Consider the following 14,132-nt stretch of genomic DNA (forward strand, 5'->3'; position numbering starts at 1 on the left):
ACTTGAAGAGGCATCAGCAAGGACCGGGCCATCCCGAGCTTCAAAAAATATCTATATTTTACATAGGCTTACCTGCATGCTGGGTGAGCTGCGGGGCCGCTGCGCCCTTTCTTTTCCTGCCCGGCGGCAAGATTTGCCGTTGGGCCCCGCGCAAAACGGCCTGGCGTGATTGCTTCGCGGGAATGCGGCCTATATTAAAGAGCAGCCTTTCAGCCGCGCCGAAAAGGCCGATCCGCCTTCCCGGTGCCGTTTTCAAGGCTTTCTAACGACAAGGCTTTTTACTTTGATCGCGAAGCCCTCCGGGCCGCGGTCGCATTGATGACCGGAACCCATGCTCAACAGTCTGGATCTCCAAGGCCGTCCACAGGACACCAGGATCGTCGTCGCCATGTCGGGCGGCGTCGACTCGTCGGTGACGGCTGCGCTGTTGAAGTCCGAGGGCTATGACGTCGTCGGCATCACGCTGCAGCTTTACGATCATGGCGCTGCCACCCATCGCAAGGGCGCCTGCTGCGCCGGGCAGGACATTCACGACGCCCGCAACGTCGCCGAGCGGATCGGCATCCCGCATTACGTGCTGGACTACGAGAACCGCTTTCGCGAATCCGTCATCGACAACTTCGCCGACAGCTATGCTTCGGGCGAGACGCCGGTGCCCTGCATCGAGTGCAACCGTTCGATCAAGTTTCGCGATCTGCTGGCGACCGCGCGCGAACTCGGCGCCGCTGCGCTCGCGACCGGACATTATGTCGCTTCGCGCCGCTTGCCCGACGGATCGCGCGCGCTGGTCTGCGCCGCCGACGCCGATCGCGACCAGAGCTATTTCCTGTTTGCGACCACGCGCGAGCAACTCGATTTTCTGCGCTTTCCGCTCGGCGACATGACCAAGCCGCAGGCGCGCGAACTGGCGCGGCGCTTCGGTCTCGAGGTCGCGGACAAGCATGACAGCCAGGACATCTGCTTCGTGCCGACCGGGCGCTACACCGACATCATCGGCCGGCTGCGGCCGAACGCGGTCGAGCCCGGCGACATCGTCGACCTCGGCGGCCGCGTCATCGGCCGGCATCAGGGCATCGTTCACTTCACCGTCGGCCAGCGCCGCGGCCTCGGCATCGCCTCCAGCGCGCCGCTCTATGTGGTGCGGCTGGACGCCGGCAGCCGCCGCGTCGTGGTCGGTCCGCGCGAGGCGCTGCGGATGGATCGGATCCAGTTGCGCGACATCAACTGGATCGGCGACGGCGCGCTCGATGCGGCGGTCGGCGACGGCCTCGAATTGTTCGTGCGGGTGCGATCGACCCGCGCGCCGCAGCCGGCATGGCTGCGCGCCGCCGACGGCGGCTATGAAGTCGAACTGGTTGCCGGCGAGGAGGGCGTCTCGCCGGGCCAGGCCTGCGTGTTCTACGATGCTTCTTCAGGGCAGGCGCGCGTGCTCGGCGGCGGTTTCATCAAGAGCGCAACGTCCAGGGGCGCGGTGCGCGAAGCCGCCGCGCCGCGGCCGCTGGTCGAGGCCGTGCGCGGATAAGAATCTTCAGGCAGATAAATTCAAGGCTGGGGCATGGCTGCAGATATCGACCGCGCGGGGGTCGCAAAGGCTTATGGGCGCTGGGCGCCGGTCTACGATCTGGTATTCGGCAAGGTATTCGATCAGGGCCGCCAGTCGACCATTGCGGAAGCCGACAAGATCGGCGGACGGGTTCTCGACGTCGGCGTCGGCACCGGATTGTCGCTGTCGGACTATTCGCCCACCACGAAACTGTGCGGCGTCGATATTTCCGAGCCGATGCTGCGCAAGGCGCAGAGCCGCGTGCGCGCGCTCGGTCTCAAGAATGTCGAGACGCTCGCGGTGATGGACGCCAAGAACCTGGCGTTTCCGGATTCGTTCTTCGATGCGGTGGTGGCGCAGTACGTCATCACCGCGGTGCCTGATCCCGAAGCCACGCTGGATGACTTCATCCGCGTGCTGAAGCCCGGCGGCGAACTCATCCTGGTCAATCACATCGGCGCCGAGAGCGGCCCGCGCCGCATCTTCGAACTGGCGTTCGCACCATTGGCGCGCCGGCTCGGCTGGCGGCCTGAATTTCCATGGGGCCGCCTGGTGAACTGGGCGGCCAGGCACGGCGGCGTCACCCTGACCGAGCGCCGGCCGATGCCGCCAATGGGGCATTTCTCGCTGATCCGCTACCGCAAGTCCTGAGGGGACGGCGGTTTCGCAGGGAACATCCACGCCCCGACGCCCGATACCGGCAATATGCCGGTGTTTCCGCCGACCGGGAGCCCCGGCGGCGATCCCGATGTCCACCCGAAATAGGCACGTTTGCAGGCACTTGGAGGCGGATGCGGGTTTGCTTGACAGGCACCTGACCGACTTCTTATATGCCGCGCGTTCGCAACCGCGGTATATAGTGCCGTGATGGTGAGCCGTGGCGAGGTAGCTCAGCTGGTTAGAGCACGGGAATCATAATCCTGGGGTCGGGGGTTCGAGTCCCTCTCTCGCTACCAAATCTTTCGTGTCCAGCCCGTATTCCGGCTCCGGACTATTTCCCGCTGCTGTCGATATAAGCCGACCAGGCCGCCGTGGCCAGGATCCGCGATGGCTTGCCCTTGCAGGCCGCCTCGACGGCGGCGATCATCGTGGCATCATTGGCTTTCGACTGGTCTTGCTGGCTCGATACGGCCACGTAATTGAGGCCGCTCCAGAAACCGTAAATCCACACCGTACCTTCCTGCCTGTGGTCCCGGCTCGAGAGCCAGTAGGCGCATGTGCGGCCGCCGATGCCGGCCAGATCCACTGAAGCCTCCTCCGCCGATGCAGCGCCGGCGGCCATGACGAGTGACAGCAGGACGAAGAGTGAATTTCGCATCGGCATCCAATTCTTCTTTCTTGCCAGGATAATCGCCGCTGTTTGGCATCCTCGGCAACACCAATCTCGTGATGATGCGATGGTTGTCGGGGAGGAGTGGCCGGGTGACGCCGCACAACATGCCGCGCTTTTGACGCAATTTGAAACGTCGCGCCGGTTGATCCCGATCAAACTAATTTTCCGGCATCAGTATCAAACTAAATTTTCAGTTGCCTTGAAGGATTCATCCATGCGCGCAAATGCGATTTCCTCGGTAGGGCGGCAAGGCAATTACTCCAACATAAGTCACCTGGCGACCGCGGCTGTCGCAGTTGTCCTGGCGGTGCTGTCTTCCGTCGGTGTAGCCTTTGCGCAGGTATCGCCGCCAACCGGCATCGTCGCCAACGGCAATGCGGTGGTGACCGGCTTCTCCGGCGCGCTGCCGCCGGCCAGCATCGCGCCGGGCGTCGATCCCGCCGACAAGACTTTCATCGATCTGCAAGGGCCGGCCGCGCGCGTTTTCGATCTGCAGGCGCCGGGCGCGCCGCCGCAGGCGCAATTGCTTACGGCGCCGAAGCCTTTCACCGTGACCGCAGGTCAGATCGGCCAGGTGTTCGGCGTTGCGCTCGACAACGCAACGCAGCCCAATATCTTCGTCGCGGCGACCTCGGCCTATGGGCTGCCGATCGTTGTCCCCGCAGGTGCCGGTCAACCGGTTCGCGTCAAGCAGGGCGGGCCCAACGCCGCCTTCATGCCGGGCCTTTTCGGACCGTCGCAGCTCGGCGGCGGCCCCGGTTCGATCTGGCGGATCGATGGCACGACCGGCGAGGTTCGTCTGTTCGCCAATGTGACGCTCGATGGCGCTGCCAATCCCGGGCCGGCGCTCGGCGGCCTCGCTTTCGATTCCGTCTCGAACACGTTGTTCGTCGCCGACCGCGCGACCGGAATGATCCACGCTTTTGATCCCACCGGAAAGGAACGCGGCCGCTACGATCACGGTGTCCAGGGGCGCGGTGCGGCCGGTCTGCCGCCTGTGGCCTATGATCCCGCCAGCCGTCTCGACATCTCGAGCCCGAAATTCCGCACCGGCGATCCCGGCACCTGGGGCTATACCGCTTCGCCGCGGTTGATCTTCGGTCTCGGCGTTCGCAACGGGCGTCTCTATTATGCCGTCGCCAGGGACCTGCAGATCTGGTCGGTGGCGATCGCGCCGGATTTCGGCGGCGATCCGCGCCTCGAACTCAGCGTCGCGCCCGGACCGGGGCCGAGCGAAATTTCCAGGATCACCTTCGACGATCAGGGCCGCATGCTGCTCGCCGAGCGCGCGGCTCCCAGCGGCGCCGCCGACTTCACGGCGCTAACCATGGAAGCGACCGGTCGCGTGCTGCGCTATCTGCCGGCACCTCCCGGCACAGTCGGGCCGCAATGGCAGGAGCAGTCCGACGAATATGCAATCGGTTTCGCGCGGCAGATGCGCAACGGCAATGGCGGCGTTGCCGTCGGTTTCGGTTACGACGAACTGGGCCGTATCGACCGCGCCGCCTGCGGCCAATTTCTTTGGTCGACCGGCGAACAACTGCGCAATGCCGTCGATCCCGCGCTCGCCGCGCTGCTCGCCCAAGGCGGCCCGGCTGACGTGAACGGCCTGCAAGGCAATGAGATTACCGCGGTCGTGCCGGCCAACACGCCGCCGCTGCAAAGCTACTTTGCCGATTACGACGACCAATTCCAGGACCCCGGCGCGCGCGGTCTCATCGGCGACATCGCGATCTTGCGCGTCTGCGGTCAGGCCGGCTTCATGCTGCCGGGCTGGTACCGGCCGCGGGTCGAGCTGCTGCCGGGATTCTTCTGGTATCGGATGCACGGCAAGAAGCCGCCGAAGCTCGATTGCCCGCCCGGCTCCGGCAATCAGTGCGCCTGTCCGCCCGGCACGACACAACAGCCCGGATTCCAGTGCTGCCCGATAGGATTCTTTCCTGGCCCGAACGGGCAGTGCCAGTCGCCATGCCCGGACGGATCGACCGACCCCGGCCATGTCGAGGCGTGCTGGTCAGGCTTTGACCCCAGCACATTCGATCCCAACGACCTGACCAAGTTGACCTGTCTGGATGGCACCAAGGCGGTCCACGATGCCAATGGCTATCATTGCCCGGCGTTCAAGATGCCGGTCTGTCCGGTTGGATACGAGCCGGATCCATCCAGCGCGCACGGCTGCAAGCCGACGGCTGCGGGGAAGGCTTGTTCGCAGCCCGGTCCCAATATGATCCAGCCTGGGCTCGACGGAAGTTGCCTGCAGCTCTGTCCGAGCGGATCCGCGGCTTTCTACGCCAATCAGTGCTGCCCTGACGGCACGCTGCCCGGCCCCGACGGCAAGTGCGACAAGCCAAAGCTGCCAGGCTGTCCGCCCGGCCAGTTGTCGTCGAAAGGCATTTGCTGTGAGCCGGGGTCCAAGCCGCAGCCCGACGGCAGTTGCTTCCCGATGAAGAAGCCATGTCCGCCCGAGCAGCTGTCGTCGAACGGCACCTGCTGCCCGGCCGGCACGACACCGCAGCCGGATGGCAGCTGCGGCCCGCTGAAGAAGATATGTCCGCCCGAGCAACTGTCGTCGAGCGGTCAATGCTGCCCGTCCGGCACCAAGCCGCAGTCAGACGGCAGCTGCGGTCAGCTGGCGGGTTGCCCGCCTGGCACGACCACCAATGCGCTTACCGGCGAGTGCTGTCTGCCGCCGAGCGCGGTAGCCGGCACCGCCGCCGCGTGCAGCTGTCCGCAAGGGCAATTCCTTGTCGACGGGAAATGCGTCACCAATGCCGCGCCGGTCACGCAACCGGGCGCCTGCTTCACCGGCTATGTCAAACTGCCGAACGGCTCATGCTGCCTCGCGGCCCAGGCGACGGCAGGCGGGCAGTGCTGCCCGTCCGGACAGAAGCCTGATGCCGACAAGCGGAAATGCGTGCCCGGAGGTCCGGCATTCGTGCCCGGCGGCATTCATGTTCCCGCGCCGGTCATCCTGCCGCGCGGCAAACGAGGCGGCCGGGAGTTTGTCCCGCCACCGCCGCGGATCGTGGTGCGGCCGCCGCCGAAGCGGTTCGTCCCGCCGAAGCGCTTTGTACCGAAGCCGATAGTTCGGCCGGCTCCAATCGCGCCACGCTTCCGCCAACAATTCGATCGGTGATTTCAGTTCTGTCAGGAGGATCCATGATGCGAGAAAAATTCACGTCGGCGATCATCGCGAAGCGATCAGCTCTTGCGATGGCAGGTCTTGTTCTCGCTGCCACGATAGGTGTCGCCAGCGCGAGCACCTCGACGGGATCGGCCGGCAACTCGACCTGGTTCAGCGTGCAACCGTCCGTCAGGCTCGCTGAAGCGGAGGTGACGACCAAGAAGAATGTGAAGAAGCCGAAGGTGCGAGGATCAGGAAAGACCTGGCTCAATCCGCAGCCCGAACCGCCCATGGGCCCCGCCAAGGTCGATAAGGGCGGAACCTGGTTGAACCCGCAGCCGGAGCCGCCGCGGCCGGTCACGGGCAGTAAGAAATTGAACTAGCTTCGCGCGCCGATGCGCACTCAGTTGTTTGCCCCGGGTGTCTTGTTGGGCTTCACCGTCGGCACATTCTTCTTGTGAATCTCCGCCTTGCCGCCCCACGTCGGACTGCCGGGCGGGTTCACACAGCGGCAGGGCATCGGGACCGCTGACGGACGATCCTTCGGCGGCGGCTGGCATTCCCGCACCATCGGAAATGGGCAGGGCGCCGCCGATGCCGATTGAACAGACGGCAACAGGGCGACCGCGGCCAGCGCGAAAGCAAGTGTCATGCGCATCGTTGAACCCTCAAACTCTTGTGCCCCGCGTTTATTCATATGCCTGCGCCGTCGCCCAACATTGATGTGAGTCAACCGATACCGCGCCAGGGCAACGGAGCGAAATCATGCGATGCCCTGCGATTTGCGCGCAAAGCCAAAGTCGGTCTTGCGACGAATCCTTCGCGGGAGAGGGAATTCGGTACGATTGGCTGCATGTAGCGCTGCATTTGAATGACCGCCCGCTTGCAGCCTCCTTGAATTATCTGGTTAGGTGCGACGCCGGCCGTGCCGCGCGTGGGGGAAACACATGACCAATAATGGCGCAACGTCGCCCAACGACACTTCCGAATTCGACTACGTCATCGTCGGCGCCGGCTCGGCCGGATGCGTGCTCGCCAACCGCCTCAGCGCCGACGGCAAGCATTCGGTGCTGCTGCTCGAAGCCGGGCCGAAGGATACCAATCTGTGGATCCACGTGCCGCTCGGCTACGGCAAGCTGTTCAAGGAAAAGACCGTCAACTGGATGTACCAGACCGAGCCCGAACCGGGGCTGAACGGGCGCCAGGTGTTTCAGCCGCGCGGCAAGGTGCTGGGCGGATCGAGTTCGATCAACGGCCTGTTGTACGTTCGCGGCCAGCACGAGGATTACGATCGCTGGCGGCAGCACGGCAACACCGGCTGGGGCTATGACGACGTATTGCCGTATTTCAAGAAGGCCGAAGACCAGCAGCGCGGCGCCGATGATTTCCACGGCGCCGGCGGCCCGCTGCCGGTTTCCGACATGCTGCATGCCGACCCGCTGTCGGGGGCCTTCATCAAGGCGGCGACCGAGGCCGGCATCCCCGCCAATTCCGACTTCAACGGCGCGACCCAGGAAGGCGCCGGCTGGTTTCAGACCACGACGCGAAACGGCCGGCGGGCGAGCACCGCGGTGGCGTATCTTCATCCCGCCAGGGGACGCAGCAACCTGCACGTCGAGACATCAGCGCTGGCGCAGCGCCTGTTGTTCGAGGGCCGTCGCGCCGCCGCTGTCGAATACCGGCAGAACGGCGCGTTGCGCACCGCGCGGGCGCGCAAGGAAATCCTGGTCTCGAGCGGCGCCTATAACTCGCCGCAGCTGCTGCAGCTTTCCGGCGTCGGACCGGCGGAACTGTTGAAGAGCCACGGCATCGGCGTCGTGCTCGACGCGCCCGGCGTCGGCAACGACCTGCAGGACCACATGCAGGTCCGCATCGTGATGCTTTGCGCGCAGCCGATCACCCTCAACGATATTCTCAATCATCCTGTGCGGCGGATCATGGCCGGCGTGCGCTATGCGGCGTTCCGCAGGGGACCGCTGACGATTGCCGCGGGTACCTCCGGCGCGTTCTTCAAGACCAACCCGCGGCTGGCGTCGCCCGACGTCCAGATTCACTTTCTGCCGTTCTCGACCGACAAAATGGGTGAAAAGCTGCATCCCTTTTCCGCCTTCAGCGCGTCGGTCTGCCAGGTGCGCCCCGAGAGCCGCGGTTCGCTTCGCATCCGGAGCGCCGACCCGATGGCGCCGCCGGAAATCCGCATCAACTACCTCGCGACCGAGACCGATCGCGCCGCCAATGTCGAAGGCCTCAAGATCCTGCGCAGGATCCTGGCCGCGCCGGCGCTCAAGCCCTTCGTGATCGAGGAGAAGGAACCGGGCGCGAAGGTGGTGAGCGACGAGGACCTGCTGGCGTTCTGCCGGCTGCGCGGCAACACGGTCTATCACCCGGTCTCGACCTGCCGGATGGGCAACGATCCGCTGGCGGTGGTCGACCAGCGGCTTCGAGTCCGCGGCATCGAGGGCCTGCGCGTCGTCGATGCCTCGGTTATGCCGGACTTGGTGTCGGGCAATACCAACGCCCCCGTCATCATGATCGCCGAGAAGGCGTCCGACATGATCCTGCAGGACGCGCGGTAACGCGGCAGTGTGCCGTCGCGTCCTGGAGCGGAACTCGATCTCGACCGCCGGGCTTCAAGCAGCGAACCGGCCGGATCCCAAGCACAGCCCGCAGCCGGATCCCGGCAGGTCCCCCGACGAAGATTCATCGTGACAACGTCCCGGCACTTATATAGTTCGTATGCGAACTAAATTTTGAGAGCCTGTCCTTGTGAGCTTCCGTCAGGACCGCCGCCTGGTCTTTCTGCTCAACGTCGCGCAGCGCCGGCTGCAGCGGTGGGTGGCGACGCGGACCGAGAAAAGCGGGGTTACGGCTGCGCAGTCCGGGTTGCTCTTCATCCTGGGCCGGCGCGACGGCATGCTGATGGGCGAGGCGGGGGCGGCGCTCGACCTGGGACCGCCGGGCATCAGTGGGCTGGTGGACCGGATGACGACGGCGAACCTGATCCAGCGGCGCGCCGATCCGGATGACGGGCGCGCGTGGCGCCTTTGGCTGACCTCTGCCGGCCGCGCGGCGCTCGCGCGCTCGAAAGCAGGGCTTTCCGACATCAACGCACGTCTCACCGAAGGGTTTACCGACGCGGAAATCGACGTCGTCGCGCGCTGGCTCGCCAGTGTGCAAACCAAATTTCCAAAAGGAGAAGATGAATGACTGAGCATATCAAGCTGGAAAACGACGGCGGGATCTTGAGTCTGACGATGGCGCGGCCGGACAAGAAGAATGCCTTGACCAACGCGATGTACGGTGCGTTGGCCGATGCGATCGAAGGTGCGGAGACCGACCCCGCCGTCCGCGTCCTGCTGATCCGGGGCGAGGGGGACATGTTTACCGCCGGCAACGATGTCGGCGAGTTCGCTGCCATTGCCACCGGCGGAGTCCAGGGCGAGCGGCACGTCGGCCGCTTCCTGCAGGCCATCGCCCGATCGAGCCGCCCGTTGGTCGCAGCGGTTCAAGGGCGCGCCGTCGGCATAGGCACCACGATGTTGCTTCATTGCGACCTGGTGGTGCTCGCCGAGAATGCGCTGCTTTCAACGCCGTTCGTCAACCTGGCCCTGGTGCCGGAAGCCGCATCCAGCCTGCTGATGCCGCTGCGCATCGGCTATGCGCGTGCCTACGAGATGTTTGCTCTCGGTGAACCGGTGGATGCCGGGTCCGCAGTCACCTGGGGTCTCGCCAACCGGGTCGTGCCGTTGGACAAGCTTGACGCCGAGGCGAAGGCTCTCGCCGCACGCCTGGCCAGGCAGCCGGCGGGGGCTCTCGGCATGACCAAGCGGCTGATGCGGAATCCGGAGGTGCTGATGGCGCAGATCGTCGCGGAAAGCGAACGGTTCGCCGAGCGTCTGAAAACCGCGGAGGCGCGCGAGGCCTTCATTGCATTCGCCGAGCGCCGGCCCCCGGACTTCCTGAAGCTCGCGGATGCGCGCTAGCGCGGAGGCAAGGTCGAGCGGCAGAGAATTCTCAGAGGACCTTGCCGGGATTGAGAATCCCGGCCGGATCGAGCGCCGTCTTGAGCCGCCGCATCACCGCGAGCTCGCTGTCGTTTCGGCAGACCGACAGATAAGGTTTCTTCTCCAGTCCGATGCCATGCTCGGCCGAGACGGAGCCGCCGAGCTTGCCGAGCGGGCCGTAGACCAGGGCCTCGATCTTCGGCCGCAACGCCAGATAGTCCTTCAGCGGCACCTGCACGATGACATGCAGATTGCCGTCGCCGAGATGACCGAAGATCCAGAGCTTGTGATCGCCGATCGCGGGCTGCAGATCCCCGCTCAAGGCGGCGACATATTGCTCCATCGCACTGATCGGCAGCGAAATGTCGAACACCACGGGCATGCCGCCGACCACGACCTGCGCGACGTCGTCGCGCAGCGCCCAGAAGGCGCGACGGTCGTTTTCGGACTGGGCGACGGCGGCATCTGAAATCAAATTGCCTTCCAGCGCCGATTCCAGCGCCGCCACGAAGCGTTCGGAGTCGAGTCTGGCGTTGGCGCCGAGGCTTTCGATCAGGACGTAATAGGGGTGGTCCTGGCTGACCGGCGGCTTGCCCTTGGCGGGCGCCGTCGTCACCAGGCGGTAGAACGATTGCCACATCACCTCGAAGGCCGACAGCGAGCCGCTCAGGTTCTGGTCCATGTGCTTGAGCAGTTTCGGCAGGCAATCGAAATCCGCGACCGCGACGATTGCGACGTCCTGCGCGGCTGGCTTTTCCCGCAGCCGCAGCACCAGCCGCGTGATCACCCCGAGCGTGCCCTCGGAGCCGATGAAGACCTGCTTGAGGTCGTAACCGGTATTGTTCTTGATCAGGTGGTTCATCGAGGAGACCACGGTGCCGTCCGCCAGCACCGCTTCGAGGCCGAGGATCATGTCGCGGGTCATGCCGTAGCGGATCACGCGGTTGCCGCCGGCATTGGTCGCGGCGTTGCCGCCGATGGTCGCGCTGCCGCGGGCGCCGAGGTCGAGCGGAAAGCTCATGCCGTGTTCCTCGACGGCTTCCTGCAGCGTCTGCAGCACCACGCCGGCCTGAACCACGGCGGTGCGCTGCACCGGGTCGATGTCCTCGATCGCGCGCATCCGCTCCATCGACAGGATCACTTCGGCGGGCGCGGCATCGGCGCCGTGAACGAGGCCGGTGAGGCCGCCCTGGGTTACCACGGCCACGCCACGGTCGTGGCACCAGCGCAGCACGCGCGAGACCTCCTCGGTGGTTCGCGGGCGCACCAGCGCCTGTGCCTGCAGATTGTCCCAGCGTAACGCGCCGGCGGATCGCTTGGCGACTTCGGCCGCGTCCAGCACGCCGCCTTCGCCGACGATTCCGGTGAGAGCATCGATCACGGGCATGGCGGCTTCCTCAGGTCATCGCTTCGATCAGGCGCGGCCCTCTGTGCTTCATCGCCGACTCATACTGCGCGGCGAATTCCTCCGCCGTGGTGGCGCGGCTGGCTTCGATACCGAGGCCGTCGGCGATCTTGGTCCAGTTCATTTCCGGATTGTGCAGGTCCATCATCGCCAGCGCATTGGCACCGGGCGTGCCGGCGCCGACGCGCTGCAGTTCGTAATTGAGGATCGCATAGGAGCGGTTGGCGTAGATCACGACCGTGATGTCGAGATTTTCGCGCGCCATGGTCCATAGCGCCTGCATGGTGTAGGCGGCGCCGCCGTCGCCGTGCGGGCAGACCACCTTGCGGCCGGGCGCGGCCAGCGCCGCGCCGACCGCGAGCGGCAGGCCGAGGCCGATCGAGCCGCCGGTCAGCGGCAAATGGGTGTGGGGCCGGGCGCGCGCCAGCGTCATCAACAGCGGCAGGCTCGCGGTGTTGGACTCGTCGGCGATGATCGCGTGGTCCGGCGTCAGGTGGGCGATGACCTGCGCCACGGTGTAGGAGTTGAGCCGGCCTTTCGGCAGGTCGGGCAGCTGCAGTTCGGTGTAGAGCGCAGGCCTGGCGGGCGCGCCGAGCGCATCGGCGAGATCTTGCAGGGCTCCGGCGCCGTCCTCATGCGGGTGGGCGAGATGGAAGAGCTCGCAGCCCTCGGGCACGCACCAGCTCGGCTTGCCGGGATAGGCGAAGAACGATACCGGCGGCTTGCTGCCGACCAGGATGATCTGCTCGGTGCCGGCGAGAAACGCCGTGATCTGCTCGCCGAAATAAGGAATCCGCTCCACCGTCACCCGGCCGGCGCCCGGCTCGGAATGCGGCGCGAAGTTGTCGCATATCAGCCGCACGCCGGTCTTGGCGTGAACTCGCCCGGCCGCCTCGAGCCCGTCGCCGATCAGGGCCTTGCCGCGCAACAGCATGGCGGTCTTCTTGCCGTTCGACAGCAGCTTTGCGATCGCCTCGACGGTATCGGCGCTGACCTTGGCAGGCCCGATATCCGGCAAGGGTGGCGCGGCGCGATCGGCCGGATTCCAGGCGGTGTCGGCGGGCAGGATCAGCGTGGCGACGCCACCCGGCGCGGCACGCGCGGCCTGTACCGCCCGCGCCGTATCGGCGGCGACGGTCTTGGCGCTCCTGGATTCGTGGATCCAGCTCGAGACCGGGCGGGCAAAGCCGACGATGTCGGACGTCAGCGGCGCATCGTATTGCAGATGATAGGTCGCATGATCGCCGACGATATTGACGACCGGCGTCGCGGCGCGGCGGGCATTGTGCAGATTGGCAAGGCCATTGGCCAGTCCGGGCCCGAGATGCATCAGGGTCGCGGCCGGTTTGCCGGCGATGCGGCCGTAGCCATCGGCAGCGCCGGTCGCGACGCCCTCGAACAGGCAAAGCACCGGACGCAATTCCGTGACGGAATCGAGCGCGGCAACGAAGTGCATTTCCGAAGTGCCGGGATTGGCGAAACAGATATCGACACCGCAACCGACCAGGGTTTTCACCAGCGATTGCGCGCCGTTCATTGGATTGTCCATTTCCGTCCCCGTTTTGTTTTTCTGAACGCTATGGCGCAGGCAGAAGACTGCCATTGATGTGAATCAACCGCGCCGCCGCAGCTAAGGACGCCGGCAGCAACCGATCAAGCGGTATCGCCAGGACGTTTGCCTGCGGGGACCGGAACATTCCGCACCGTCCGGTGCGGAGATGACCGGCGTGCTATCTAATAATGCGGCGGCGGTTCGTTGGTGGCGCCGGGCGCGTTGGCTTCCGCTTCCCGCAGCCGCTCGTTCAGGGCGGCGAGCTGCCGCGTCAGGGCGTCGATCTGCTGCCATTGCGCGGTGATGGTGTTGTTCAACGCCTCGATAGTCTCGTCCTGGAACGCCAGGCGGATTTCCAGCGCGTCGATGCGATCGCTGAGCGTCCCGGTGTCATTCATCGGAGCCATGTTCCATTGCGCGTTCCCGCAAGCCGTGGCCGAGCGCGACGCGGTCGTCGAACACGAAACACTCGCCGCGCCAGCGGCTTTCGGTTTCCGGCACGCCTTCCAGGTATTTCAGGATGCCGCCCTTGAGGTGATAGACCTCGGCGAAGCCGCGCGCCAGCAGATGGGCGCTGGCCTTTTCGCAGCGGATGCCGCCGGTGCAGAACATCGCGATCCTCCGATGCCTGGCCGGATCAAGCTGTTGCGCGGCGAAATCCTTGAATTGCCCGAAACTCCTGATGCCGGGATCGACGGCGCCGGCGAAGGTGCCCATCGCCACCTCGAAGGCGTTGCGGGTGTCGATCACGAGCGTGTCGGGCGCTGCGATCAGCGCGTTCCAGTCGGCGGGATCGACATAGATGCCGACCTGCCGCGTCGGGTCGGCCGCGGGATCGCCGAGGGTGACGATCTCCTTTTTCAGGCGGATCTTCAGGCGCTGGAACGGCATCGCCGCGGCGGCCGAAAATTTCAGCTCGAGATTGTCGAGTCGGCCGCCGAACAGGGCGCCATCGCGCAACTCCCCGACCAGCTCGTCGATGGCGTCCCCGCTTCCGGCGATCGTGCCGTTGATGCCCTCATGCGCCAGCAGCACGCTGCCCTTCAGTTCCAGAGCGGCGCAGATCGCCCGCAGCGGCTCCCTGAGCTCGCGGAAGTCCGGCAGGGCGGCAAACTGGTAGAAAGCGGCGACCTTGTAAGCCATGGCGGAGGTTTATCAGGAGGGTGGAGCA

The 14,132-nt window shown here is 65.5% G+C and carries 13 protein-coding genes and 1 tRNA gene; 8 read left to right on the forward strand and 6 right to left on the reverse strand.

Annotated features, from left to right (window positions below; all coding sequences use genetic code 11):
- The first annotated feature begins 331 nt into the window (after positions 1–331).
- From mnmA to KMZ68_RS07090, 3 genes are all read left to right on the forward strand, one after another.
- Positions 332–1,522: a tRNA 2-thiouridine(34) synthase MnmA gene (gene mnmA / locus KMZ68_RS07080; RefSeq protein WP_215615108.1), complete on the forward strand. Its 1,191-nt coding sequence runs from the start codon at positions 332–334 to the stop codon at positions 1,520–1,522.
- 33 nt (positions 1,523–1,555) lie between these two features.
- On the forward strand, positions 1,556–2,194 hold the full coding sequence (locus KMZ68_RS07085) for a class I SAM-dependent methyltransferase (RefSeq protein WP_215603271.1): 639 nt from the start codon (positions 1,556–1,558) through the stop codon (positions 2,192–2,194).
- 228 nt (positions 2,195–2,422) lie between these two features.
- Positions 2,423–2,499: transfer RNA gene (locus KMZ68_RS07090), tRNA-Met, on the forward strand.
- A 35-nt stretch (positions 2,500–2,534) separates the two neighbouring features.
- On the opposite strand, the gene KMZ68_RS07095 is transcribed toward KMZ68_RS07090, so the two are convergent.
- The gene (locus tag KMZ68_RS07095) at positions 2,535–2,867 is read right to left on the reverse strand and encodes a hypothetical protein (protein ID WP_215615109.1); all 333 of its coding nucleotides are present in this window, start codon (positions 2,865–2,867) and stop codon (positions 2,535–2,537) included.
- Between the two features lie 223 nt (positions 2,868–3,090).
- Here KMZ68_RS07095 and KMZ68_RS07100 point away from each other — a divergent pair, with 223 nt between their 5' ends.
- Together KMZ68_RS07100 and KMZ68_RS07105 are read left to right on the forward strand one after the other, a co-directional pair.
- Entirely contained in the window at positions 3,091–6,012 is a 2,922-nt protein-coding gene (locus KMZ68_RS07100; protein ID WP_215615110.1) for a hypothetical protein, read from the forward strand.
- A complete protein-coding gene (locus KMZ68_RS07105) occupies positions 6,009–6,383 on the forward strand; it encodes a hypothetical protein (protein WP_215615111.1) in 375 nt (124 codons plus the stop codon). The genes KMZ68_RS07100 and KMZ68_RS07105 overlap by 4 nt, the downstream gene beginning before the upstream one ends.
- Positions 6,384–6,403: 20 nt before the next feature.
- Here the strand turns inward: KMZ68_RS07105 and KMZ68_RS07110 are convergent, their stop codons facing one another.
- On the reverse strand, positions 6,404–6,652 hold the full coding sequence (locus tag KMZ68_RS07110) for a hypothetical protein (protein ID WP_215615112.1): 249 nt from the start codon (positions 6,650–6,652) through the stop codon (positions 6,404–6,406).
- Positions 6,653–6,947: 295 nt separating this feature from the next.
- Here KMZ68_RS07110 and KMZ68_RS07115 point away from each other — a divergent pair, with 295 nt between their 5' ends.
- The 3 genes from KMZ68_RS07115 (at position 6,948) to KMZ68_RS07125 (ending at position 9,983) form a co-directional block, all read left to right on the forward strand.
- The gene (locus tag KMZ68_RS07115) at positions 6,948–8,576 is read left to right on the forward strand and encodes a GMC family oxidoreductase (protein ID WP_215615113.1); all 1,629 of its coding nucleotides are present in this window, start codon (positions 6,948–6,950) and stop codon (positions 8,574–8,576) included.
- 190 nt (positions 8,577–8,766) lie between these two features.
- Positions 8,767–9,207 carry a MarR family winged helix-turn-helix transcriptional regulator gene (locus KMZ68_RS07120; RefSeq protein ID WP_249779550.1) on the forward strand — a complete coding sequence of 147 codons (441 nt, stop codon included), beginning with the start codon at positions 8,767–8,769 and terminating at the stop codon, positions 9,205–9,207.
- A complete protein-coding gene (locus tag KMZ68_RS07125; protein WP_215615114.1) occupies positions 9,204–9,983 on the forward strand; it encodes an enoyl-CoA hydratase in 780 nt (259 codons plus the stop codon). Before KMZ68_RS07120 ends, KMZ68_RS07125 begins: the two co-directional genes overlap by 4 nt.
- A 31-nt stretch (positions 9,984–10,014) precedes the next feature.
- On the opposite strand, the gene KMZ68_RS07130 is transcribed toward KMZ68_RS07125, so the two are convergent.
- The 4 genes from KMZ68_RS07130 to trhO all read right to left on the reverse strand — a co-directional run bounded on the left by KMZ68_RS07130 (position 10,015) and on the right by trhO (position 14,104).
- On the reverse strand, positions 10,015–11,391 hold the full coding sequence (locus KMZ68_RS07130) for an FAD-binding oxidoreductase (protein WP_215615115.1): 1,377 nt from the start codon (positions 11,389–11,391) through the stop codon (positions 10,015–10,017).
- 10 nt (positions 11,392–11,401) lie between these two features.
- Positions 11,402–12,958, reverse strand: a complete 1,557-nt coding sequence (locus KMZ68_RS07135) for an acetolactate synthase large subunit (RefSeq protein ID WP_215615116.1) — start codon at positions 12,956–12,958, stop codon at positions 11,402–11,404.
- A gap of 185 nt (positions 12,959–13,143) precedes the next feature.
- Positions 13,144–13,368: a SlyX family protein gene (locus tag KMZ68_RS07140; protein WP_215615117.1), complete on the reverse strand. Its 225-nt coding sequence runs from the start codon at positions 13,366–13,368 to the stop codon at positions 13,144–13,146.
- Positions 13,352–14,104 carry an oxygen-dependent tRNA uridine(34) hydroxylase TrhO gene (gene trhO / locus KMZ68_RS07145; RefSeq protein ID WP_215615118.1) on the reverse strand — a complete coding sequence of 251 codons (753 nt, stop codon included), beginning with the start codon at positions 14,102–14,104 and terminating at the stop codon, positions 13,352–13,354. The genes KMZ68_RS07140 and trhO overlap by 17 nt, the downstream gene beginning before the upstream one ends.
- Between the last annotated feature and the right edge of the window lie 28 nt (positions 14,105–14,132).

The sequence above is a fragment of the Bradyrhizobium sediminis genome, from assembly GCF_018736105.1.
Taxonomy (GTDB): domain Bacteria; phylum Pseudomonadota; class Alphaproteobacteria; order Rhizobiales; family Xanthobacteraceae; genus Bradyrhizobium.